Source organism: Azospirillum sp. UENF 111221, assembly GCF_058780625.1.
This window is the reverse complement of sequence record NZ_JBSNCH010000002.1, coordinates 781032-805002: the sequence shown is the minus strand read 5'-3', so window position 1 is coordinate 805002 and position 23971 is coordinate 781032. Positions and strand designations below refer to the sequence as shown.

Annotated in this window: 11 protein-coding genes; 2 read left to right on the top strand and 9 right to left on the bottom strand. The window is 68.6% G+C overall.

What is annotated here, in order from left to right; all coding sequences use genetic code 11:
• Positions 1-13: 13 nt before the first annotated feature.
• The 9 genes from ACWPN3_RS08170 to ACWPN3_RS08130 all read right to left on the bottom strand — a co-directional run bounded on the left by ACWPN3_RS08170 (position 14) and on the right by ACWPN3_RS08130 (position 22184).
• Positions 14-877, bottom strand: coding sequence for an FkbM family methyltransferase (locus tag ACWPN3_RS08170; RefSeq protein ID WP_199237383.1), 864 nt, complete (start codon positions 875-877; stop codon positions 14-16).
• A gap of 100 nt (positions 878-977) precedes the next feature.
• Positions 978-3236, bottom strand: a complete 2259-nt coding sequence (locus ACWPN3_RS08165; RefSeq protein ID WP_492243589.1) for a peptidase — start codon at positions 3234-3236, stop codon at positions 978-980.
• A gap of 45 nt (positions 3237-3281) precedes the next feature.
• Positions 3282-4754, bottom strand: coding sequence for an efflux RND transporter periplasmic adaptor subunit (locus ACWPN3_RS08160; protein WP_492261228.1), 1473 nt, complete (start codon positions 4752-4754; stop codon positions 3282-3284).
• Positions 4751-5614 (bottom strand): efflux RND transporter periplasmic adaptor subunit, encoded by an 864-nt coding sequence (locus ACWPN3_RS08155; RefSeq protein WP_247872666.1) that lies wholly within the window; start codon positions 5612-5614, stop codon positions 4751-4753. The genes ACWPN3_RS08160 and ACWPN3_RS08155 overlap by 4 nt, the downstream gene beginning before the upstream one ends.
• Positions 5611-7824: a TolC family protein gene (locus ACWPN3_RS08150; protein WP_492243592.1), complete on the bottom strand. Its 2214-nt coding sequence runs from the start codon at positions 7822-7824 to the stop codon at positions 5611-5613. The genes ACWPN3_RS08155 and ACWPN3_RS08150 overlap by 4 nt, the downstream gene beginning before the upstream one ends.
• A 123-nt stretch (positions 7825-7947) precedes the next feature.
• Entirely contained in the window at positions 7948-19785 is an 11838-nt protein-coding gene (locus tag ACWPN3_RS08145; protein ID WP_492261227.1) for an Ig-like domain-containing protein, read from the bottom strand.
• Between the two features lie 532 nt (positions 19786-20317).
• A complete protein-coding gene (locus ACWPN3_RS08140; protein WP_492243594.1) occupies positions 20318-21004 on the bottom strand; it encodes a phage tail protein in 687 nt (228 codons plus the stop codon).
• Positions 21005-21081: 77 nt separating this feature from the next.
• On the bottom strand, positions 21082-21402 hold the full coding sequence (locus ACWPN3_RS08135) for a DUF6916 family protein (RefSeq protein WP_109095380.1): 321 nt from the start codon (positions 21400-21402) through the stop codon (positions 21082-21084).
• Positions 21403-21512: 110 nt separating this feature from the next.
• Positions 21513-22184, bottom strand: coding sequence for a phage tail protein (locus ACWPN3_RS08130; RefSeq protein ID WP_492243595.1), 672 nt, complete (start codon positions 22182-22184; stop codon positions 21513-21515).
• Positions 22185-22605: 421 nt separating this feature from the next.
• Between ACWPN3_RS08130 and ACWPN3_RS08125 the strand changes: the two genes are divergently transcribed.
• Together ACWPN3_RS08125 and ACWPN3_RS08120 are read left to right on the top strand one after the other, a co-directional pair.
• Positions 22606-23175, top strand: coding sequence for a GNAT family N-acetyltransferase (locus tag ACWPN3_RS08125; RefSeq protein ID WP_492243596.1), 570 nt, complete (start codon positions 22606-22608; stop codon positions 23173-23175).
• A 217-nt stretch (positions 23176-23392) separates the two neighbouring features.
• Positions 23393-23884 (top strand): RT0821/Lpp0805 family surface protein, encoded by a 492-nt coding sequence (locus ACWPN3_RS08120; protein ID WP_492243597.1) that lies wholly within the window; start codon positions 23393-23395, stop codon positions 23882-23884.
• Positions 23885-23971 lie beyond the last annotated feature (87 nt).

Here is a 23971-nt window from a genome sequence, read left to right as displayed (position 1 = left end):
GGAGGAGCAGGCTTCAGCGTTTGGCGATGCTGACGGCGGCAGGCTCGTTCGCCACGCTGTCCCAGACCCCGGCAACCGTTTCGATGCGGGAGAACAGGACGTTGCAGGTGTAGGTCTGCCTGACCTCGCTTCCGGGCGGCACGAGGCGGGGCAGGGCTCCGCCATGGTCGAGCAGGAACATGTGATAGCCGTGCTCCACCATGAACCGGCGCAGCTCGTGCTGGTTCGTGCGGTTCCTTGCCAGACCGGGAAGGTTGAGTTCGGCGGCGATGAAGTCGATCCTCTTCCCGTGAAGAAGCCCTTCGGCGCCCTTCAGGACATTCAACTCATGTCCCTCGGTGTCGATCTTCAGCAGGCGGATGCGCTCAAGCCCGTGCCGCTCCGCCAGACTGTCGAGCGTCTCGGCGCGGGCGACGAACTGCGTGATGGACTCGTTGCTTTCCAGCGCTTCTCCCGGCGTCTTCTCGGGCACGACGCCGCCATTGCTGTCGTTGGTCCCGTTCGATCCGAAGACGATCTCTCCGTTGCGATCGCTGATCGCAACGTTTTCGATGAAAAGATGCGAGACATCGTTCAGCGCGGCGCTGTCGCGGATCAGGGCCGCCAGTCCGGGATTGGCCTCGGCGGTGACCACGCGTCCCTGTGCGCCCACCGCGGTCGCGGCAAGCATGGTGAAATAGCCGGCATTGCCGCCGACATCGACGGCGGTATCGCCGGAGCGAAGAACCTTCAGGAACAGCAGCGACGTTTCGTGTTCGTACATCTGGCCGCCAAGGAAATGGGCGATGACGTCACGCTGGGCCATATCCTGCGGATCGAGCTGCAAAAAGAACGTCGTTCCATTCGAAGCAACGATGTTGAATTTTTGAAGAGCCATGGTCCGCCGATCCGTCGCTGAAAGCCGGAAGCACTTTATGGGCATGGGCTTTCCAGATCAACGCTTCCACCAGCGGCGGGATTTCAGGCGGGCCCAAGCTTCAGAACCCCGTCTCGCGGATCAGCACCGATGCGGCCATGCGCCAGAAGCGTTCGGCGATGCTGCGGGCCTCGCCCGCCACGCGGACGATGCCGCGGGTGACGCGCTCCGGCCCGTCCTGTGCGCCGGCTGCGCCCGGCCCGGCACTCACCGGTTCGACGGCCAGGGTGATGCGGTAGACCGCCTCCACAGGGGCGAGCGCGCTGCGGGTGGAGCCGCCATGGGGCTGCTGGCCCGGCTGGGAGCCCGCCTGCCCCTCCACCGCCACCGGCCCGCCATTGACCGAGGCCAGTGCCGGCACGTCCAGAACCGACACGGCGACCGGGTCGACCGCGCGCACCGTCGCCGCGCGCCGGGGGGCCAGTGGATCGTCGGGGTGGAACTGTGCTCCGGCCCCCGGGCTCAGCCGGTCGAAATCGCCTTCGCCGACATAGCCGACCAGCTCGCCGCTGCCCGGCGCCACCACCATCGCCAGCGGCAGTTTCGGACCGATCCAGCGGCCGGGGATCAGCGCATCCTCCATGTCGCGCACGGTGCCCGACAGGGGAGCGCGCACCACCAGCCGGTCGCGGCTGTCGAGAATGCCCTGCCGCTCGGCCAGGGCGGCGGCCAGATCCTCCTCCATCGCCCGCACGCGGTCGAGCTGCTCGCGGCTGGCGGTCAGGCGGGCGATCTGCTCCTGCATCCAGTCGATGCGCAGTTCGGCCTGCCGCAGCTTGCCCTCCAGGTCGGGAGCGGTCAGGCGGAACAGCGGTTCGCCCTCCACCACGCTCTGGCCGCGGGCGACCAGCGTCTCCTCCAGCCGGGCGGGGAAGGGGGCGTAGACGGTGGCGAACCCCGACGCCCGCCAGACCACCGGCACCGACACGGTGGCGGTCACCGGCAGCAGGGTCAGTCCGACCGCCGCCGCCAGCCCGGCCAGCGTCAGCCCGGTGCGCAGGTTCATATGGAAACGGTCGCGCAGAGACCACCAGGCCTTGGCCTCGGTCAGGAAGGGACGCGCGACGAACCAGCCGATCTCGATGACGAACAACAGGATCCCCAGAACCTTGATGGCGACGTGGTAGACCAGCAGCGCGATGCCGAGGAACAGCACCAGCCGGTAGACCCAGGTGGCGTAGGAATAGGCCAGCAGGATGCGCCGCCGCCCCGCCGGCATCTCCTCCGGCGGAGCCATGCCGAGGCCGAACAGCCACTCCCGCAGCTTCCAGCGCGCCATGGCGAAGGCGCGATCCTGCAGGTTGGGCACGTCCAGCGCGTCGGACAGCAGGTAATAGCCGTCGAAGCGCATGAAGGGGCTGAGGTTGATCGCCAGCGTGGTGACCCAGCTGACCGTCGCCAGGAAATAGGCGGCGCTGCGCAGCGGTCCGTCGGGCAGGAAGCTCCAGGCCAGCGTGGCGAAGACGGCGATCGTCAGCTCGGTGGCCATGCCGGCGGCTCCCACCGCCAGCCGCTGCCGGCGCGACACCAGCCTCCAGGCGTCGGTGGTGTCGGTGTAGAGCACCGGCCACATCACCAGGAAAGCCACCCCCATGGTCGGCACCCGGCAGCCGAAGCGCTTGGCGGTGTAGGCATGGCCAAGCTCGTGGCAGATCTTGGTGCCCAGCAGGGTGACGCCGTAGAGCGCCAGCCCTTCGGGCGAAAAGAAATGCTGGAAGGTGTGCAGGAAGGCATCCCACTGCCGCGCCACCAGCAGCCCGGCCAGGAGCGCGGTCAGCAGCACCAGGACCATCCAGGCCCGGCTGTAGAGCGGCGCCACCAGCCCCACCGTCGCCGACAGGAAGCAGTCCGGCCGCACCAGCGGGATGCGGAAGAACAGGTAGTTGTGGACCAGCCACCAGAACCAGCCGGTGTGCCGCGCCGCCGCCTGCCGCGCCAGAAAGGCGGTGTCGGTCGTGACGGTCAGGTTGTTGGCCGCCAGGAACTGGTAGAAGCCGATCACGTCCTCGGCCGTCGGCTCGAACAGGCTCTGCTCCGCCACCGCCGCGGCGATGGTGCGCGGGTTGGCATGGTGCCAGTGGGCGATCAGCGCGAAGCCTTCCGGCCCGATGCGGAAATAGCGGTTGCGCACCGGGTCGTGGATGGTCCAGCCCGGCGCCCCGTCCTGTCCCGCCGGCGCCGGCAGCAGGGCCAGGTCGTCGCGCAACCCCGGCAGCCGCAGGGACGCCAGCGGGTCGGCCGGGGCGAAGCTGGCGGCATGGCCTCCGGTGGAGGGGCCTTCGGTGGAGGAGCCGGCGGAAGGGGTGAGGGCGATGGACACGGGAGTCCTCGGGTTTGCCGTCGGGTTTGCCTTGGGAGGGCTGCCTCAGATGCCCAGCGACTGGCGCAGCAGGGCCAGCGGGCGGCGGAACAGGTAAAGCGCCAGCGGCACGCGGTCGCCCAGGATCTTGGCGGTGCCGCGCAGGCCGATGCGGGGCGGGGCCTCTCCTGCGTCCAGTGCCGCCTTGACCCGGTAGGACAGCACGCCGGCGGCCGACAGGCCGGCTTCGTAGCTGGCATGGGTCAACCGCGCCCGCAGCGGGTGGAGCGGATCGACGTTCAGGAACAGCTCCACCGGGGAACCCGGCTCCAGCACCAGGGCGTCGCCGACCGGCACCATGATGTCGATCTCCGGCGCCTGCGGGTCGGCCAGGGTCAGCACGCGCTCGCCCACCGACACCGGCTTGCCCAGCCAGTCGTTGACGTCGGTGAAGACGGCGATGCCGGCGCGCTCGGCCTTCACCGTCACCCGCTCCAGCAGGTCACGGGCGAGCGCCATCTCGGCGCGGCGCAACTCCACCTGGGCGCGGAGCTGGGCGATGCGCGCCTTGGTCTGCGGGTCGGCGAAGGCGGCCTGCGAGGCGGTCAGCAGTTCGGCCTCCGCCTGGGTCAGCCCCTTGCGCGCCACCTCGAAGCGGCTGCGCAGGACGGTGGACTCGAAGCTGAACAGGGGCTGGCCGGCCGCCACCGGCTGGTTTGGCTGCACATGGAACCGCTCGATCACACCGTCCAGCGGGGCGGCGACGATCACCGGATTGCTGGTCTGGATCTCGGCCGGGGCCAGGGTCGACATCGGCACCGGGATGGCGAGCGCGCCGGCGACGGCCAGCAGCGCCAGCAGCGGCAGCAGGGTCCGACGCAGCCCGTGCCGCTTCGTCCGCTTGCCCGACAGCGCCCACCAGGCATGGCCGTAGCCTTCGGCCAGATGGCTCAGCAACAGGATTTCGCCGTCGGTCCAGGGCTCGTCACGGCCGAGCCACAGGCCGGCCAGCGGCGGTGCTGCCTTTTCCGCGGCGGCGGCGGGCGCCGTTCCCCCAGGGGCTTCCCGGGGCGCCTCCTGCGGGGATTGCGGCTTGCGCAGCGGGCACCACAGCACCTGCGCCAGTCCCCATTCCCCCCAGGCGCTGCGCACGGAGGCGGGCAGGGCGGCGGGATCGACGACGTGGACGCTGTTGGCGTCGTGCCCGGTGGCGACGGCGCGCACCGCTTCCTCCAGCCATTGGGCGAAGGGGGCGTTCGGCTCCAGCACCGCGATGTTGGACACCGCCCCCAGCGTCGCCCGTCCGCGCTCGCCCACCGTCAGGAAGGCCGCTTGGCGATAGGCGATCAGCCGGCGGGTTCGGTTGACGATGTGATAGCGCAGCTCCGGCGCCGTCGCCTGCCGCCAGGCCTGCCGCTGCAACTCCAGCAGCATCAGCAGGCCGTTGACGGGCTGCGCGCCTCCCTGCGGCGTCCCCTGCGGCGTCCCTTGCGGCGGAGCCGCCTGCTGGGGCGGGGTCTGGGCCATGGCTGTGCTCATGGCTTCGCAGTTCCGGGTCTGGGGGCGCCGCCCTGATTTCCAGCCCCTTGGTTCCCGGTCGGCAGAGAAGACAGCGCGGGCTCGGGGAAGATGGCGGTGCCGCTCATGCCGGCGATCATGCCGGACGGAACGCCCTCGCCGGTCAGCTTGGCGGTGACCTTCACCGACTGGCTGGCCGGATCGACCTTGGCACCGGGCAGCACGACCTCGCCGGGCAGGGTGGCGCCGGTTTCGTCGACGCGCAGGTCGAAGCGCTGCCCCGGCCTCAGCCACACCAGCCAGGAGGAGGGAACGATCAGCTCCACCTTCAGGTCGCGGTCGGACAGGATCTCCAGCAGCGGCGCGCCGGCGGCGACCGACTCATGCTCCTGGATGCGGCGTTCGACCACCCGGCCGTCGAAGGGCGCCTTGACGTCGCAGCGCCGGGCCTGCACCTCGGCCTTGCGGACGTCGGCGCGGGCGACCTGGGCCTTGGCCTCGGCCAGCTGCACCTCCGCCTCGCCGATGGAGCGCAGGCTGTTCAGGCGCCGGTTGACCCGCGCCGTCACCTCGGCCGCGTTCAGCTGGGCGCGGGCGCCGTCCAGTTCCGCCTGATAGCTGGAGCAGTCGAAGCCGACCAGCAGCTCGCCGGCCTTGAAGCTCTGGCCGGCATCGACGCTCATGCGGGCGATGCGGCCGGGGATCTCGGAGGAGAGGACGGCGTGCCGCCGGGCCTCGATCAGGGCGCGGACCTGCCCCTGGGACGCGTCCTGAGCCACCGCCGGGGTGGAGGCGAGGCCCCCACCCACCAGCGCGATCAGGAGAGCGGCGCCGGCAGCAATGCCGGGCCAGCCACGGGGACGACCACCGGGACGGATCACAGCGACGCGAGCCGATCGGCGGTCTGGCTGTCGGACTGCTGCTCTTGGGCCGAAAGGGTACGAACAGTGCATTCCCGCTGACTATCCTTCACACGATGGCAGAACCGTTCGGCCGCGGCGCGGTCGGTGAAACCGCCTGCGCGCAGTTGGACGATGGTCTTGCCGTCTTGGCTGCGCCGGCTGGCGACATACAGGGCGCCAACCCCGCTGCCCTCCGTTTCCAGGCGTTTGGCGATGATACCCCATTCCTTCTCGGCAAGCCTGTGGCTTGCGTAAGCCCCGAGTTCAGCCTGGATGACGGGAGAGAAGGAGGCCGTCGCAACCGGTGCGGCGACCTGGGCGGCGGCTGGTGCCACCGGGGCAGGAGTGGAAACGGCAGCCTGAACCGGAGCGGGAACCGGCACCGGGGCAGGAGCGGGAGAGGAAGCGGGCGCCTGCGCTGCGGAGGAGGCCGGCACGACAGGCGCGGCGGCCGGAGCCGGTTCGGCCGCGGCGGCCTTCGGCGCCGGCTCGGCTGCGACGGGAGCAGGGGCGGGGGCCGGAGTGGGGGTGGGGACGGTCGCGACCGGAACCGGCTTGTTGACCGGCTCCTGTTTCACCGCGTCCTGCTTGACCGGCTCCGGCTTCGGGGCTTCCTGGGCGGCGGTCTTGGGCGCAGCCATCAGGTCCTTGACGCGCATCACGCTGTTGGCCCGGTCCTGCCAGGAGGAGAGGCCCCGGCTCACCGCCTGGGTCAGGGTGGGCAGGTCGTCGGCGGCCATCGTCTCGGGCAGCGGGTCGACGCCGGCCGACACCATCACGCGGGCATAGGCGTTGTGCAGGTCGGCCAGCACCAGGTCGCGGCGCAGGTCGGACAGCAGCGCCGTCACCTCCGACTGGATCACGCCAAGCTCGCCGACCTGCCCGGCCTCGCCGACGTTGGTGTATTGCGAGCGGATGCGGGTGTCGAGGTCGGCCTGCTCGGCGGTCAGGGCGAACTCCTGCTTCAGCTCGCGGTACTGAAGCACCGCCACATGCACCTGGCTCAGCACCGCCATGCTCAGCGCCTGACGGCGGAAGGCGATCAGCTCCTCCTGCGCCTCGGCGTAGGATTTGGTGGCGGGGGCCGACACCAGATTGATCAGGTTCCAGCTGATCCGCGCGCCGTAATCGGCCCAGCGCTGGTTCAGCAGGAAGCTGTTGCTGTCGTAGCGCAGGGCGGCGTTGACGTCGATGCCCGGCAGCAGCTTCAGCAGCGACCGCCAGGTCTCGTCGGCGGAGATGCGCTGGTTGTAGCTCTCCTCCAGCAGCTCCGGCCGGTTCAGCAGGGCGTAGGTCTCCAGCGCTTCGGCGCCGACATCCAGCTTGGGCGGCGACTGCATGACGCTGGCCGCCGGCATCTCGATCTCGAACGGCTCGCCCGGCGGTAGCCCCATCAGCGCGCCCAGCTGCGACTTCGACGCCACCAGCTCGCGGCGCAGCGACTGCAGCTGGCGCAGCGTCTCGACCAGGGTGCGGGTGTAGTTGAGCGCCTGCAGCGGCGCCTGGACGCGCAGCGCCTCCAGCGTGCGGGCATCGCGGCGGGCGCCCTCGACACGCTTCTCCAGCGGGGCCAGCCGCTTCAGCAGCCGCTCGGCGGCGACGGCGCGCCAATAGGCGGTGCGCACGTCCTGCATGATGCCCTGGACGACGCGGCGGCGGCGTTCGTCGGCGATCAGCACCAGATTGGCGTTCTGCCGCGCCCGCAGATAGCTGACGCCGAAGTCCAGCACGTTCCAGGTGAAGGCGAGGTCGCCGGTGCGGCGATGCCTGTCGGTGGCGGTGGTGCTCTCGCCCGTCCGCCGGCCGGTGGCGAGGTTCAGGCTCTCCGACCCGGCGTCGTTGTTGCGCCCGACATAGCCGGCCGCCGCCACCACGCGCGGCAGCATGTCATAGCGCGACAGGTCCAGCTGGTCGGTGGCGACCGCCACCTCCATCAGCTTCACCCGTTCGTCGAGGTTGTACTTGATGGCCCGCGCCATCGCCTCGTCCATCGAGACCGCCTTGGTCAGCGGCTCCTGCGGGGTCAGGACGACACCCAGATCCTTGCGGACGCGCGCCAGATTCTCCTCGGCCGTCAGCGGCTCGGGTTTGACCGCGCAGCCCGCGGCCAGCAGGGATGCCGTCAGAACGGCGACGGGAACCACCGAAGAAAGCAAGCGGCGGCGGAGGTGAGCGGTCGAAGTCTTCATGGCGGGAGCAATTCCGTTCGGCGGAAAAGGATTGGATGAGGGAAAAGCGACGCGGGAATGAGAAGGACGGCGGGAAAGACCCCGGGTGAGAAGGATGGGTGGGGATGGGGAGCCGGGCCGCCGTCAGGCGGCCCGGCTGTCGGGCAGGACGTGGCTGGCGAGTGCGGCCAGCAGGTCGGCGGCGCCGGTCGGGCCGCCATGGGCGCGGGCGACCTGACGGGCGAAGCCGGGGGAGGCCGGCATGATCTCGGCGCGGGTGTCCGCTCCGCGCTCCGCCGGCCGGCCGCTGCCGTCCGCCGGGGTGCCGCCGCCATCCTGGGGAGCGCCCTGGTTTTGCGGCTGGCCCTGCTGCTCGCCCTGGCCCTGACCTTGCTGGCCCTGGCCTTGCTGACCCTGTTGGCCCTGGTTCCCCGGCTGTCCGGCCGTCGGGCCGCGGCCCTGCCCGGTGCCGAGGCCGGTCCCCCGGTCCTGGCCTTGGCCCTGAATCTGGCCCTGACCCTGACCCTGACCGTTGTTCTGGCCGGTGCCCTGGATGCCGGTCTGGCCGGGAGTGCCCTGGCCGTTGGTGCCGGTGCGCGTCGTGCCGCCCGTGCCGGTCGTGGTGCCGCCGCTGGCGGTTCCCGTGTTGCTTCCGGTCCCCGTGCCGGTCCCTCCGAGCGTGCCGCCGGTGCCGCCGAGGCCCGTGCCGCCCAGGCTGCCGCCGCCCAGACCGCTACCAAGACCGCCGCCACCGAGGCCAACCAAACCGCCGCCCAGCCCGCCACCGAGGCTGCTTCCCCCCAGTCCGCTGCTGGAACTGCCGGAACCGGAGGAGCTGCCGCCGATGCTGGTGAGCGTCACCGACCGGCCGGCATCCGTGCTGGCGGAGCTGCCGCCGACGCTGCCCAGCGTCACCGACCGGCCGGCATCCGTGCTGGCGGAGCTGCCGCCGACACTGCCCAGCGTCACCGAGCGACCGGCATCCGTGCTGGCCGAACTGCCGGGGATGCCGGCGCTGCCGGCGCTGCCGCCGCCCGGCAGGCTCGGGCCCGACCCGCCACCCAACACGCTGCCGCCCAGCACACTGCCCGAGGACGAGCCGTTGGAGGACGGGCCGTTCGACGAGGAACCGAGCGCCGAGCTGCCGGACTGTGACGGACCGTTGCCGCTGCCGGTGACCGGCGTGGTGATCGCCGGGCTGTTGGTCGTGTTGACGGTGGGGGTGGTCGTCGTGGTGGTGGTGGTGACGCGGGCCACCGCGACCGTCACCGTGGTCGCGGTGGAGCTGTTGCCGACGAGGTCGCGGGCCTGGATGCTGATCGACCGGCTGGTCGCCGTGCCGGTGAAGCTCGGGTCGCTGGCGCTCGACCGCAGCCCGATCGCCCGCACCGCCGCCTGATAGTCGGCGGCCGACGCCACGCCGGTCAGCACGATGCCGGCGCCGTCGCGGGTCGCGGTGATGCCGGCCGGCAGGGCGCCGATCACCAGCTCGTCGCCGCTGCGGGCGTCGGTCAGGGTGACCGTCACCCGGTTCAGCGAGCTGGCGTCCGACAGCGACACCGCGGTTCCCAGCGTCGCCGTGCCGCCGGCGGTCAGCGTCGGGGCAGAGCCGCCGGACACCGTCGGGGCCTGGGTGTCGACCGTCAGGCTCAGCGTGCCCGAACGGCCGATGTTGCCGGCGCGGTCGGTGGCGGTGGTGACCACGTTGTGGCTGCCATCGGCCAGCGGGGCGGTGACCGCGAAGCTCCAGCGCCCGTCGCTGCCAGTCGTGACTGTGCCGACGGTGACGCCGTCGACGATGACCGTGACCGTGCTGTTCGGATCGGCGCTTCCGGTCAGGGTCGGACGGCCGGTGGCGATGACGTTGGCCGAATTGTCGATACCGGAGATCGCCGGGGTCGACAGCACCGGCGCCGTGGCATCGATGGTCAGCGTCAGCGCCGCCGAGGTGCCGCTGCTGTTGCCGGCCCGGTCGGTCGCCCGGCTGGTGACGGCATGGGTGCCGTCGGCCAGCGGGGTGGCCGGCGTGAAGCTCCAGCTGCCGTCGGAGCCGGCGATGGTGGTGCCGACCGCCACGCCGTCGACCAGGACGGTGACGGTGGCCCCGGCTTCCGCCGTGCCGCCCAGGGTCGGGCGGTTGAGGCTGGTCACCCCGTCGGTGGCGGAGCTGCCGGTGTCCTGCCCGGGCGCCAGCACCGGGGCCGGGGGGGTGTCCGGCGCCACGGTGTCGACCAGGACGTTCTGCAGGCCCGGCAGGCCGGTCAGCGCCGTGGGCAGCGGGAGGCCGGCCTTGTCGGCGATGCCGCCGCCGTTGAGGTTCAGCCCGGTGACGGCGATGCCGTCGGCGTCGCTGTCGCCCGCCTGCACCACATAGTCGAAACGCAGGATCGTCCCGCTGCTGCCCGCGGGGGTGTAGACCGCCTGGCGGGTCTGGCCGCCGATGTCCAGCGTGATCGTCGGGGTGCCGTTGACGATCACCACCTCGCTGGCCTGGATGTAGAAGCTCAGCGTCTTGCCGAGGCCGTACACGCCGTCGTTGGGCACGACGACGCTGCGGATCGCCGGCGCCGTGGTGTCGATGGCGATGTCCTTGTTCAGCCCCAGCGACCGCGCGTCACCCGGCATCGTCAGGGTCAGGATGCCGGCGTTGCCGGCAATGTCCGTGATCGATCCCGCCAGGGCCGAGGTGCCGATGGCATCCAGGTCGGCGGCGGTGTCGCCGGCCTGCACCGTGTAGGTGAAGGTCAGCGTGCTGGTCCCGGCCCCGCTGCTGTAGACGGCGGTGCGGCCGGTGTTCAGCGCCAGCGTCGGCGTGCCGCTGACGGCCACCGCCTCGCTGAAGCTCACCTGGATCGAGATGGTCTGGCCGGTGGTGTAGGTGCCGTTGTCGGTGCTGGAGGTGACGTTGGTGACGGTGGGAGGGACGCTGTCGATGCGGGCGCCGCCGGTATCGGCGACGTTGCCCGGCGTCCGCACCGCGGCGTTGCCGGCCAGGTCGGTGATCGTGCCGCCGGTCAGGGCGGAGACCAGGCGGACGCCGTCGCTGTCGCTCAAGCCCGCCTGCACCGTGTAGCGGAAGGTCAGGCTGGTGCCGCCCGACCCCGACACGTAGGCCGCCTGCACCACCGTGCCGTCGTCCAGCGTGATCGGCAGGATCGGGCTGCCCGTCACCGTCACCGCCTCGTTGAAGGCGACGGTGAACTCCATCACATCCCCGGCCTTGTAGATGCCGCCGGTCGGCACCGACACCGAGGACACCGTCGGCGCCGTGGTGTCGATGACGATGTTCTTGGTGCCGCCCAGCGACGATCCGCCGCCGACCGCCGGCAGGGTCGTCGCCGCGTCATTGCCGGCGGTGTCGGTGATCGTGCCGCCGTTCAGCGCCAGCGCGCCGGTGGAGGCGTAGTCGAGGTCGGCGGCGGTGTCGCCGGCCTGCACCGTGTAGGTGAAGGTCAGTGTGCCGGTCCCCGAGCCGCCGCTGTAGGTGGCGGTCCGCCCGTTGCTCAGCGTGATGGTCGGGGTGCCGTTGACGATCACCGTCTCGGACAGGCTGACCTGGATCGAGATGGTGTCGCCGGCCTTGTAGCTGCCGTCGGCGGTGGAGGAGGTGACGCCCGTCACCGTCGGCGCCGTGCTGTCCACCGTCACCGACAGCCCGCCCGAGGCGGGGGAGACGTTGCCGGCTGCGTCCGTCGCCTTGACGGTGAGGGTGTGCGGCCCGGTCGACAGGGCGGTGGCGACGGTGACCGAATAATTGCCGGAGCCGTCCGCCGTGCCGGTGCCCAGCACCGTGGTGCCGTCGGTGTCGTACAGCGTCACCGTGCTGTTGGGCTCCGCCGTGCCGGTGATCGTCGGGGTGGTGGTCCTGGTGATGCCGTCGCTGGCGGAGATGCCGGTGTCGCTCGCCGCCGGCAGGACCGGCGTGCCCGGTGTCGCCGGCGCGCTGGTGTCGATGGTGACCGACAGCCCGCCCGAGACGCTGGAGACGTTGCCGGCCGCGTCCGTCGCCTTGACGGTGAGGGTGTGGGTTCCCGGCGTCAGCGCCGTGGTGGCGGTGACCGAATAGTTGCCGGAACCGTCGGTGGTGCCGGTGCCCAGCACCGTGGTGCCGTCGGTGTCGTACAGCGTCACCGTGCTGTTGGGCTCCGCCGTGCCGGTGAAGGTCGGCGTGGTGTTGCTGGTGACGTTGTCGGTGCTCGAGCCGCCGCTGTCGGTGCCCGCCGTCATGTCCGGGGCGGTCGGCGCGCCCGGCGCCGTGGTGTCGACGATGATCGCCTTGTTGGCGCCCAGCGAGTTCGCCGCCCCCGGCGCCGCCAGGGTGAGGATGGCCGCCAGGCTGGTGGAGCTGTCGGCGATCGTGCCGCCGTTCAGCGTCAGCGCAGCGGTGGAGGCGCAGTCGAGGTCGGCCGACGTATCGCCGGCCTGCACCGTGTAGGTGAAGGTCAGGGTCGTGCCGCCCGACCCGCTGGAATAGGTGGCCGTCCGCCCGGTGCCGAGCGCCAGGGTCGGCGTGCCGGTCACCGTCACCGCCCGGTTGAAGGTGATGGTGATCGAGATGGTGTCGCCGGCCTTGTAGCTGCCGTCGGCGGTGCTGGCGCTGACCGACGAGACGGTCGGGTTGACGATGCCGTTCAGCACCAGGTCGTTGCCGGTGCCGCCGGCATAGTCGACCGTATAGAGGTCGCCGTTGCTGGTCATGGTGGCGCCCTGCGCCAACCCCGACAGCGTGTTGGACAGCGTGCCGGCGCCGGTCTGGTCGATCACCCTGTAGCTGGCGTTGGTCGCGGCGAAGCCGTTGACGCGGGTGACGGTGATGGCGCTGGAGCCGCTGGACAGCGTGACGCCGCCGCTGACGATCACCTGGTCGTAGTCGGTGCCGGCGGTGGTGGTGCCGGCGATCTCGACCGCCAGGGTGCCGCTCAGCGACAGGTTGCCGTTGACGGTCAGGCTGCCGACGCCGTTGTTGGTCCCGGCGATACCGGGCGCCAGGGTGGCGCCGGACGCGACCGTCAGCGTGTTGGACGAGCTGGCGGCGAAGATCGAGCCGGTGCCTCCCAGCGTCGCCCCCGACGCCACCGAGACGGCGCTGGTGCCGCCGAGCGCCCCGGTCACCAGCAGGGTGCCCACCGACACGGTGGTCGGTCCGGCGTAGCTGCTGGTGCCCGACAGGGTCAGCGTGCCGCTGCCCGTCTTGGTCAGTCCGTCGTTGCCGCCGATGGCGCCAGACAGCGTCACGGCGACGCCGGTGTCGATGGTGGCACCGTTGACCCCGGTGTCGAAGGCGTTGTCGATGGTGCCAGCCCCGGTCACCGTCAGCGTGCCGCCGTTCAGCGTCACCGTGCCGGCGCCCAGGTTGTCGTCGCCGGCCACGCTCAGCGTGCCGCCGCTCCGCACCCTCATCTCTCCGCTGAAGCCGCCGCTGTTGGAGCCCGACAGCGTCATCGTGCCGCTGCCGTCGAGACTGAAGGCACCGCTGCCGGTCAGGGTGCCGGAGAAGGTGGTCGAGCTGTTGTTCACCCCGGTGGTCAGGGTGTTGGCGCCGATCGCCACCGTGCCGGATCCGCTCAGCGAACCGATGGTCTCGTCGCTCGACAGGGTCAGGGTGGTGCCGGTGGCGACGGACACCGCGCTGCTGTCGCCGATCGCCGACCCGCCCGACACCGTCAGCCCGCCGCCCGACAGGGTGGTCGCGCCGCTGTAGCTGTTGGCCCCGGACAGGGTCAGCGTGCCGCTGCCCGCCTTGGTGAAGCCGCCCAGTCCGCCGATCACGCCCGCCATGGTGGCGTTGCTGCCATAGGTGGCAGTCAGGACCATGCCGTTGTCGATGGTGACGTCGGTGGAGGCGCTGCTGTTGCCGGTCAGCGCGCCGACCGTCTCGCTGGCGCTGACCCGGAACACGCCGGAGCCGCTGAGGGTGACGGAGCTGGAATCGCCGATCGCCGACCCGCCCGAGGCGATCAGCGTGCCGGCCGAGATCGCCCAGTTGCCGGTATGGGTGTTGGTGCCGCCGAGCGTCAGGGCGCCGGCCCCCTGTTTCTCGACGGCGTTCGTGCCGGAGATCACCCCCGACAGCGTCACCGCGCTCGCGTTGGAGATGATCGCCGCATCGTTGTTGATGACGATGGCGTTGGTGACCGTGGTGCTGGCGCCGGTGATCTTCAGCGTCGTGTTCAAGGTGACGGCGCCGCTGCCCAGATTGTCCGAACCGGTCACCGAAAGGCCGTTCGCCCCGCTGACCGTGGTGCCGCCCGAATAGCTGTTGCTCCCGCTCAGCGTCAGCAGCTGGCCGCCGGTCTTGGCCAGCGACCCGCTGCCGGTGATGGCGCCCGACAGGATGGCGGCCGAGCTGGCGACATTGACCGTGCCGTTCGACGACCCCAGCGCGATGTCGTTGTCCACCGTGCCGCCGCCGAGGTTGCTGAGCAGCAGCGTGCCGCCGTTCAGCGTGACCGTGCCGGTTCCCAGATTGCTGTCGGAGCCGATCCCCAGGGTGCCCGCCGTGACGCTGATGGTGTTCAGCCCGGTGCCCGAGGTGCCGCCGGACGTCGTGTTGTTGGTGCCGCCCAGCACCAGCCTGCCGTCCCCGCTCTTGCTCAGGGCCGAGGTGACGGTGCCGTCGTCGGCCAGGGTGGAGTTGATCGTCAGCATGTCGCCCGTGGCGACGCTGATGCCCAGACCGCTGCCCAGCGTAAAGCCGTTGCCGGTGATGGTCAGCGAGCGGCTGTTGCCGCTGCTATCCATCGCCAGGGTGACGCCGTCGCGCACCGTGTAGGTGCCGCCCAGCGTGATGGTGCCGGACAGGCTGGAGGCAAACCGGATGGTGATCGGTCCGGACTGGTTGTTGGCGATGGCCAGGGCCTCGTACAGGTCGAGACCGCCGCCATCCGCCACGTCCGACGAATAGGTGCCGGTGGGGGCGCTGGAATCTATGGCGTTGACCGTCACCACCAGATCCCCGGCGACGGTGACGGTGACGGTCTGGTCGGTGGTGCCGCCATGGCCGTCATCCGCACGGACCACGACCGTGTAGCTGCCGGCCGTCAGGTTGGCGGCGTTGACCGCGGTCAGCGCGCCGGTGGACCCGTCGATAGCGAATTTCGCGAAATCACCGCCGCTGGAGACGCTGTTGACGCTGACCAGGCTGTAGCTGCGGGTGTCGTTCTCCGCATCGCTTGCCGCCGCGGTGATCACCGCGGCATTGGTTCCGTCATAGATGCTCAGGCTGGCGCTGGTGGACGAGGTGAAGACCGGTGCGCTGTTGGTGATGGCGGTGTAGGCCGAGGTCGCCGTCTGGGTGCCGCCCTGTCCATCGTTGGCGGTCACCACCACGCGCAGGTACTTGTGGCCGTCCGAACTGCTCAGCGTGTAGCTGGAACTCGTCGCGCCGCTGATCGCGGTCAGGTTGGTGCCGCTGTTGTCGTCGGCCCGGTACCATTGGTAACTGTAGGTCCGGCCATCGCCGTCGGCATCGCTCCAGGTGCCGTTGGTGGTGCTCAACGCGTTGCCCACCGTCGCCGTGCCCGACACGCTCGGCACCACGCTGTTCACCGGCGCGCTGTTGGTGATGGCGGTGTAGGCAGCGGTCGCCGTCTGGGTGCCGCCCTGTCCATCGTTGGCGGTGACCACCACGCGCAGATACTTGTGGGCATCGGACGTGGTCAGTGTGTAGCTGGCGCTGGTCGCACCGCTGATCGCGGTCAGGTTGGTGCCGCTGTTGTCGTCGGCCCGGTACCATTGGTAGCTGTAGGTCCGGCCATCGCCGTCGGCATCGCTCCAAGTGCCGTTGGTGGTGCTCAACGCGTTGCCGACCGTCGCCGTGCCCGACACGCTCGGCACCACGCTGTTCACCGGCGCGCTGTTGGTGATGGCGGTGTAGGCAGCGGTCGCCGTCTGGGTGCCGCCCTGTCCATCGTTGGCGGTGACCACCACGCGCAGATACTTGTGGGCATCGGACGTCGTCAGTGTGTAGCTGGCGCTGGTCGCACCGCTGATCGCGGTCAGGTTGGTGCCGCTGTTGTCGTCGGCCCGGTACCATTGGTAGCTGTAGGTCCGGCCATCGCCGTCGGCATCGCTCCAAGTGCCGTTGGTGGTGCTCAATGCGTTGCCGACCGTCGCCGTGCCCGACACGCTCGGCACCACGCTGTTCACCGGCGCGCTGTTGGTGATGGCGGTGTAGGCAGCGGTCGCCGTCTGGGTGCCGCCCTGTCCATCGTTGGCGGTGACCACCACGCGCAGATACTTGTGGGCATCGGACGTGGTCAGTGTGTAGCTGGCGCTGGTCGCACCGCTGATCGCGGTCAGGTTGGTGCCGCTGTTGTCGTCTGCCCGGTACCATTGGTAACTGTAGGTCCGGCCATCGCCGTCGGCATCGCTCCAAGTGCCGTTGGTGGTGCTCAATGCGTTGCCGACCGTCGCCGTGCCCGACACGCTCGGCACCACGCTGTTCACCGGCGCGCTGTTGGTGATGGCGGTGTAGGCCGAATAGGCGGTCGTCGTGTTGGAGTTGCCGTCGTTGGCGACCACCGCCACCCGCAGATATTTGTGCGCGTCGGACGTCGTCAGCGTGTAGCTGGCGCTGGTCGCTCCGCTGATCAGGGTCAGGTTGGTGCCGCTGTTGTCGTCGGCCCGGTACCATTGATAGCTGTAGCTCAGCGTGTCGCCGTCCGGGTCGCTCCAGTTGCCTGTTCCCCCGGTCAGGGCGTTGCCCACCGTCGCCGTGCCCGTCACGCCCGGCGCCACGCTGTTTACCGGTGGGCCGTTGCCCGCTGCCGCAACCTGCGACGAGTAGACCGACGTGGCCGTCTGGGTGCCGCCCTGTCCGTCGTTGGCGGTCACCACCACGCGCAGGTACTTGTGGCCGTCTGAGCTGGTCAGCGTGTAGCTGGAACTCGTCGCGCCGCTGATCGCGGTCAGGTTGGTGCCGCTGTTGTCGTCGGCCCGGTACCATTGGTAGCTGTAGGTCCGGCCATCGCCGTCGGCATCGCTCCAAGTGCCGTTGGTGGTGCTCAACGCGTTGCCGACCGTCGCCGTGCCCGACACGCTCGGCACCACGCTGTTCACCGGCGCGCTGTTGGTGATGGCGGTGTAGGCAGCGGTCGCCGTCTGGGTGCCGCCCTGTCCATCGTTGGCGGTGACCACCACGCGCAGATACTTGTGGGCATCGGACGTCGTCAGTGTGTAGCTGGCGCTGGTCGCACCGCTGATCGCGGTCAGGTTGGTGCCGCTGTTGTCGTCTGCCCGGTACCATTGGTAGCTGTAGGTCCGGCCATCGCCGTCGGCATCGCTCCAAGTGCCGTTGGTGGTGCTCAATGCGTTGCCGACCGTCGCCGTGCCCGACACGCTCGGCACCACGCTGTTCACCGGCGCGCTGTTGGTGATGGCGGTGTAGGCCGAATAGGCGGTCGTCGTGTTGGAGTTGCCGTCGTTGGCGACCACCGCCACCCGCAGATATTTGTGCGCGTCGGACGTCGTCAGCGTGTAGCTGGCGCTGGTCGCTCCGCTGATCAGGGTCAGGTTGGTGCCGCTGTTGTCGTCGGCCCGGTACCATTGATAGCTGTAGCTCAGCGTGTCGCCGTCCGGGTCGCTCCAGTTGCCTGTTCCCCCGGTCAGGGCGTTGCCCACCGTCGCCGTGCCCGTCACGCCCGGCACCACGCTGTTCACCGGTGGGCCGTTGGAGGAGCCGCCGCCGCCGACGGTGATCTGGCTGGTCCGCGCGGTGCTGGTCGTTTCGCCGTCGTTGACGGTGATCGTCGCGGTGCGGGTGCCCGCGGTGGCGCTGCCGGCGGTGTTCTTGTACTGGATCAGCTGGATCACCGCCTGATACCCCGCCACGCTGGCGGCGCCCCGCAGGGTGATCGTCGACGAGTTGTTGCCGGAAACACTGATTCCGTAGGTCTTGGCCGTCGCCACGGATGCCGTAAGCATGCTCAGGACTTCCGCCGCGCCGTCCGACGTGCCGGATAGGGTGATGGTGGCGCCGAGCAGGCGCGTGTCGCTGTCCGTCTGGGTCAGGGCGGCATTGGGAGCGATCAGCACACCGGAGGAGGGCGTGGAGGTGGTGACGGACTCCCCGGTACCGGTGCCCGCCCCGTTCAGGTCGACCGACGGCTCGCCCGCGTTCCAATGCACCTCATAGGCGCCGAGGTCGAGGGCGCCGTCGCGGATGCGGTCGATGCCGCGGATGTCGTAGCTGCCGCCGTAGCGGTTCGTGTTGCTGCTGTCGCCGGCGTTGAGGAAGGTCGTCGCGGTCGAGGCCGGACGATAGTCGCGCAGGCTCTTGGTGGCGTTGGTGGAGTCGACGAAGATCGCGTTGCCGGTTATGGCGCCCTGGTAATTGCTTCCTGTGTTGAGGGTGACCTTGCCGCTGTTGTAAATGATTGCGTTCGGGTCGGAGAAGTTCGTTGTGCCAAGTTTTCCCGAGTTTCCGGCAATGATCGTGTTGTAGACATTGACCGTGGCCGTGCCCGTCGATCCGCCGTAATAGGTGCCGATCGCCGCGGTCTGGATGGCGGCAGCCGCGGTATCGTTGTTGATGTAGCTGTTGTTGGCAATGGTGACGTTCCGGATATTGGCCGTAAAGGCCGACGTGGTGCTTTGCACCATGATGACGCCACCCGGATAAGAGACCGAGGCTGCGCCAGCATTCATCAGGTATGTGTTGTCGACAAAGAGGCTGTTTTCGATCGTGGTCGTTCCTGTCACCAATGACTTGATCGTCGAGAAAGCAGCGGTCCCGACCACAACGCTCGAATTCTCACGAAATACGGAATTTTTGACCGTCAAATCTGTCGCTGTATTTGCTGTGGCGATGATGTTGCTCAAATTATTTTTGAAGGTCACGCCATCCACTACGAGAGACCCGTTCTGCAACGTCAGAAGGCCCTGGTTACCAAGCGAGGTGTAAAATCGCTCGAAGACCAAATTCTTGACCGTCAGCGTCTTGCCTGTCGCGTTGAAGGAGATGCCCCGGTAGTCACTCGACGTTGTTGTATTGTCACCATTGTCGCCGGAGATCGTGATATCGGCGATACCGTCGCCATCCACGTCGCCGTTGATCGTGAAGTCCTGAGCCGCCGCCGCCACGAGGGCCGTCGTGTTGCCCAGGGAAACCGTGCCGGACGTCAGCGTCGAGCTGAACTCGATCACGTCCCCGGCGGCCGCGTTCACGATCGCGTTGTTCAGCGTCCCGGCCCCCGTTCCAGTCGCCGTGGTGACGACGACGGTTGTCAGGCGCCCGGCGAAGCTGTCCATGGAGGAGCGGGCGAAGGGATTCGTCGCCTCGATGGCTCCGCTCTGCACCTCCAGCGTCCAGTTCTGCCCGGCGGCGTTGCCGGTCTCGTCGTTGGACACCGCCACGTCGGCGCCGGTGAGCCGATGGACCGTCTGAACGAACTCCTGCCCCGCCTGTCCGGCGCCGACGTTGCAGGCATAGAAAAGAATGTCGCCGCCGGGCTTCAGCGCGGCGCCGATCGCCTGGAGATCCTGCCCACGGTTCGCCAAGCCGTCCGCCCAATAGGAGCGGCCGGAGATATAAAGATGGCCTTCGTTGCCGTGACTGACGACCTGGACCGAATCCAGGCCGGACATCCCGGACAGGGCGTCCGCCATCTGGCCCAGCGCTTCCTTCTGGGGATCGAGCAGGACGACCTTGGCATCGGGGGCGATGTCCTTGATCAGCGTCTGGTAGTCGGGCACCGACGTATCGACGAACACCACCGACCGGTAGCTTTGCTCGTTCTGCGGCTGCGCGTCCGAGGGCAAGCCTGAAGCGGGGAAAGACGCCCTGTCGGCCGCCGGCGCATCCGGTGCCTGTGGCGTCGCCGCGGCATCGGGTTGCAAGGCGTCGGTGGCATGCGGCTGGCTGTCAGGCGTCGGTTGGTCAGGCTGGACATGCTGCTCTGCCGCCGTCGCCGCACCGGCGGCGTCGAACATGAAGCGCGGCTCCAGCGCCATGGCAAACGATGGGGTCGGTTTGCGCGCCATGCCGGAACCCTTCTTCCCGCCAACGCCCTTCGCATTCCAAATCCGCATAGTATCCCCCACCGCTAGACCGCCCGGTCCCATGCCGAAATCGATTATCTATGAGTGTGCAAAGTGGGTAAAAATACCCTTTATCTGGCGCATAGCAATAGCTTGAAAATCCAAATTGAAGCTGTCATCCGGACATTTTTTGGATATCTGCACGCATGTTGTGTAAAGTTGTTTCATCAAGAGACAAATGGTTTTAAGTCCTATACATATGACAATTTTGTCATAATCGCGTCGGCCCATCATTGGTCGGGGTCTGGCTCAGGGTCTTTTCCGTGCTGCATCAGGCACTTGCAGTCACAGCGGCAAAACCGGATTTGGATTGGAAATCCCGATTTCCGCCATTCCGGCCGGATGAAAACCGCGTGGAAAAATGATTTGATATCAATGATTTATTCCGAGAGAGGCCCCCAATTGTACGGTAGGGATCGGGACGCCGCATGGGAGAAGCGCCCCGGTCCACCGGACGGAGCCGGGGCGCTCCGTATCAATCACGCGACGGGAAATAGCCCAGCATGAAGATGAAGAAGAACAGCGACTGGTAGGGTTGCAGGTTGTTGAGCGGGACCGGGGTGGACACGACGCCTCCTCCCGGGCTCACCTGCACGGTGGCGCCCGTGGGGCCTCCGCTGACCATAGCCTGCGTGGAGAGCGCCCCCATCAGCGAGCTTCCAGTGGGTGGCGTCGGCAGGTTGGCGGCGTGGATGTACGGTCCGTCGACGGTCACGTCGGTGCTCGGGTCGATGAACGGTCCGCCCAGCACGGCAGGAATGGAGGACGGGATGTTGCTGGTGCCGACCGCGGGGTTCAGCGGCACGGTGACTGTCGCGTTGAACGGAACGGTGCCGCCCGCGCTGCCGCCCTGGAAGGTGGCGCCGTGGGTGTGCGCCGGCAGGTTGTTTCCGATGATCCCCGTGAACTGCGAGCCGCCCGCATTGCCGGTGTTGATCGTGCTGCTGGTGTAGGGGCTGGTGCCCGGCCCCACCATCACGCGGCCGCGCAGGTCCGGCAGATTGAACGTCGAGTTGTTCGATGCGCTGCCGAAGGCCCCGGCCGTGATCGCCCACAGGGCCTGGTATTGAGCGGAGTTCACCGCCTGCCCCAGGCATTGCTGCGTGTTCACGGGGGCGAAATTGCCGGCGAATGGAAAGACGGATCCTATGTAGAAATCCATGGCGAAATCTCCGGTGGAAACGATGCGCTGGGACGGACGGTGCGCGGTGTCGTGCGAAGGCGCCTGGCTGCCGGGGCTCAGTTCAGGATCAGCTCGAAGCAGCCCCGCTCGGGGTCGCGCGGAATGACGCGCACGATGTAGAATGGCCCCAGCGGTCCCATCGTCGGATGGTCGATCTGGAAATTGCCGTTCCACAGCTGGCTGGGGCCGTAGGTTTCGAACAGAGCCGAAAAGGACGTGCGTTTCGCCCAGCGCGGCGTGCATTCCGGACGAACCGTCAGCTTCGTCAGCTCGACGTCCATGATCACGGACCCGTCTTCCGGGGCCAGGAAGCGGAACGTCTGGCCGAGATGCGGGGCGAACATCTCGTGAGAGATGGTGGCAATGTCGATGGTCATCTCAAAGGTCCGGGCTCAAGTTCTGAAATCACGGCTGTCGTTCCGGTCATGCGGAGCCAACGCGCCGCGTCCGTCCATCCGGTGTTCGACGATCGGGGAAGACGTCCGGATCAGTCGCGCATCGGGAAGATGCCGCTGGTGACGATCAGCATGGTCAGTGCCAGATAGGGCTGCATGTTGTTCACCGGAGACGGGTTGGTGACGCCGCCGCCCGCCGCGATGCTGACCGTGCCAGTCAGTCCGCCCATCGTAACGGTGCCGGTGGCCGAACCGACCAGGGCGGAGCCGTTCGGCGCGGTGCCGGAGCTGTAGGGGCCCTCCATGGTGATGCCGGAGCCGTTGGGGTCGTTGATTTGAAAGGCGCCCAGATAGTTGCTGCCGCTTGCCGGGATGTTGCTGCCGCCGACGACGGTGCTCAGCGGGATGGCTGCGGCGGCGGTGACGGTCGCGCTGGTGCTGCTGCCGACCGGAGTGAAGGTCGCGGCGTGTGTGTGTGCCGGCAGGTTCTGCTGGGTGAGCGTGTTGTTCGCGACGCCGCCGAAGTTCCCTGGATTGAGCGTCTGGTTGTTGAGATAGGGGCTGGTGCCCGAGCCGACCATCACGCGGCCGCGCAGGTCCGGAAGGTTGAAGTTGGTCGTGCCGTTGCCGCCATACATCGCGCCGGTGATCGCGAACAGGGCCTGATTCTGACCGACCTGCATCTGCTGGCCCAAGCACTGCGCCGTGTATTGCGGAGCGTAGGCTCCGGTGAACGGGAAAACCAGACCGAGGTAAACTTCCATGGCGAAACCTCCTGAATATGAAACCCGTTGCGACGAGCTGTGAGCGGCATCCCTTCGAGGACGCGTCACCACGTCGAATGCGATAAAAGCATGCAGACACACTCTCTTATCAGGTTGATGGGGTGGCAATGGCCGATACAAAAAGTTACTTTTCTTCACAAAAATTTTTGATGATCTCGCCCTGATTGCATACTTTGATATGTATAATGGGCCGCGGTGCTATCCGGTGAGCTATCCGGGGCGTCCCGCTGGGGGGGCCGTCCGTTTGTCTGTCCGGCAGCGCGGGAATCATTGCGCAGAGCGGCCGTTGCCTCCGTCGACCCGCATGGCGCGCCGATGGACCGGGTGGCGATTCTTGCGTTGGATGCGCGTCATCGGCTATGCAGAACCCTCGCATATGCTACCGGGAGGGGTGTGGCCGATGGCCGTTCTGAATGGGTCGCTGCCTCTGCTCGGCGGGCTGACGGTGCGTTTCCCGCGCCCGTCGGACGATGACTTCCTGCTGGGCCTGTTCATGGACGCGCGCCCCTGGCTGGGCAAGGCGCACCACGACCGCGACTTCATCCGGACGCTCTACGAACAGCAGTACAGCGCGCGGCGCATGGGGCAGGAAACCCGCTATCCGGAACATCTCGACTTCGTCGTCGAGAAGACGGGACAGCCGGTGGGACGGATCGTCATGGATCTCGGCCGCTACGACTGGCGGGTGTCGGAGGTGGAGATCCATCGTCTGGCGCGCGGCAAGGGCATCGGTACCGATCTGCTGCGCAGCTTTCAGGGAACTGCGGCGCAGATGCGCATTCCGATCACCCTGTCGGTGGCCGAGGTGGATACGCGCGTCCACTGGTTCTACCACCGGCTTGGCTTCGATCTCCTGGCGAAGACGTCTCCGTCGCTGGAACTGATCTGGCTTCCGCCGGGCCATCCCGGTATTCAGCACCTGCCGCCGCAGATCCTGCCCGCCCAGATGCGGCAGGGCGGAGCCTCCTGACCTGACCCCGACGGTCGGCAGTGACGGCCGGGCGGACCGATGTCGCGGAGGTTGAACGCACCCCCTCGCTCCATGGCTCCGCAAGCTGGGTGGAATTGATGAGGTCGACCTGGAACGCCGCTGTGCCCTGGTGGCAGGCGTTCCGCCAAGGACGTCTGCACAAACGGCAGCGCTTGCGCTATGATCGGGGAACAATCCTCGGAAAAGAGAGCCTCCGATGCGTGCCCACATCCGCCCCACCCGTATCGCTGCCGTCGCTGTGCTTGCGCTGTCCACCGCACTGGCCGGCTGCCAGACCGGCTCGATGGGGACCAAGGAGGGGGTCGGCACCGTCGGCGGCGCCGTCGCCGGCGGCCTGATCGGGTCGCGCTTCGGCGGCGGTTCGGGCAAGCTGGTGGCGGTCGGCATCGGCACGCTCTTGGGCGCCTTCGCCGGCCGCGAGATCGGCGCTTCGCTCGACCACGCCGACCAGCAATATGCAGACCGCGCCGCCTATCAGGCCTACAGCGCGCCCATCGGCCAGCGGATCAGCTGGAACAACCCGCAGTCCGGCAACCAGGGCACCGTCGTGCCGGTTCGCGACGGCTATGACGGGTCCGGCTCCTATTGCCGCGAGTTCCAGCAGACCATCGTCGTCGGCGGCCGCACCGAACAGGCCTTCGGCACCGCCTGCCGCCAGGCGGACGGGTCGTGGAAGATCGTGGGGTAGGGGAGCAGGAGGGAGCAACGGCTTTTCTGCGTCCGCTTGCCGACCTCCGCTTGACGAAGGAAGATGGGCGGCGCTTCCCGTCGCTCC

Coding starts and splice junctions, on each gene's coding strand:
- ACWPN3_RS08170 (WP_199237383.1), bottom strand. CDS start 877: ATGGCTCTTCAAAAATTCAACATCGTTGCTTCGAATGGAACGACGTTC.
- ACWPN3_RS08145 (WP_492261227.1), bottom strand. CDS start 19,785: ATGGCGCGCAAACCGACCCCATCGTTTGCCATGGCGCTGGAGCCGCGC.
- ACWPN3_RS08125 (WP_492243596.1), top strand. CDS start 22,606: ATGGCCGTTCTGAATGGGTCGCTGCCTCTGCTCGGCGGGCTGACGGTG.
- ACWPN3_RS08160 (WP_492261228.1), bottom strand. CDS start 4,754: ATGAGCACAGCCATGGCCCAGACCCCGCCCCAGCAGGCGGCTCCGCCG.
- ACWPN3_RS08130 (WP_492243595.1), bottom strand. CDS start 22,184: ATGGAAGTTTACCTCGGTCTGGTTTTCCCGTTCACCGGAGCCTACGCT.
- ACWPN3_RS08135 (WP_109095380.1), bottom strand. CDS start 21,402: ATGACCATCGACATTGCCACCATCTCTCACGAGATGTTCGCCCCGCAT.
- ACWPN3_RS08150 (WP_492243592.1), bottom strand. CDS start 7,824: ATGAAGACTTCGACCGCTCACCTCCGCCGCCGCTTGCTTTCTTCGGTG.
- ACWPN3_RS08140 (WP_492243594.1), bottom strand. CDS start 21,004: ATGGATTTCTACATAGGATCCGTCTTTCCATTCGCCGGCAATTTCGCC.
- ACWPN3_RS08120 (WP_492243597.1), top strand. CDS start 23,393: ATGCGTGCCCACATCCGCCCCACCCGTATCGCTGCCGTCGCTGTGCTT.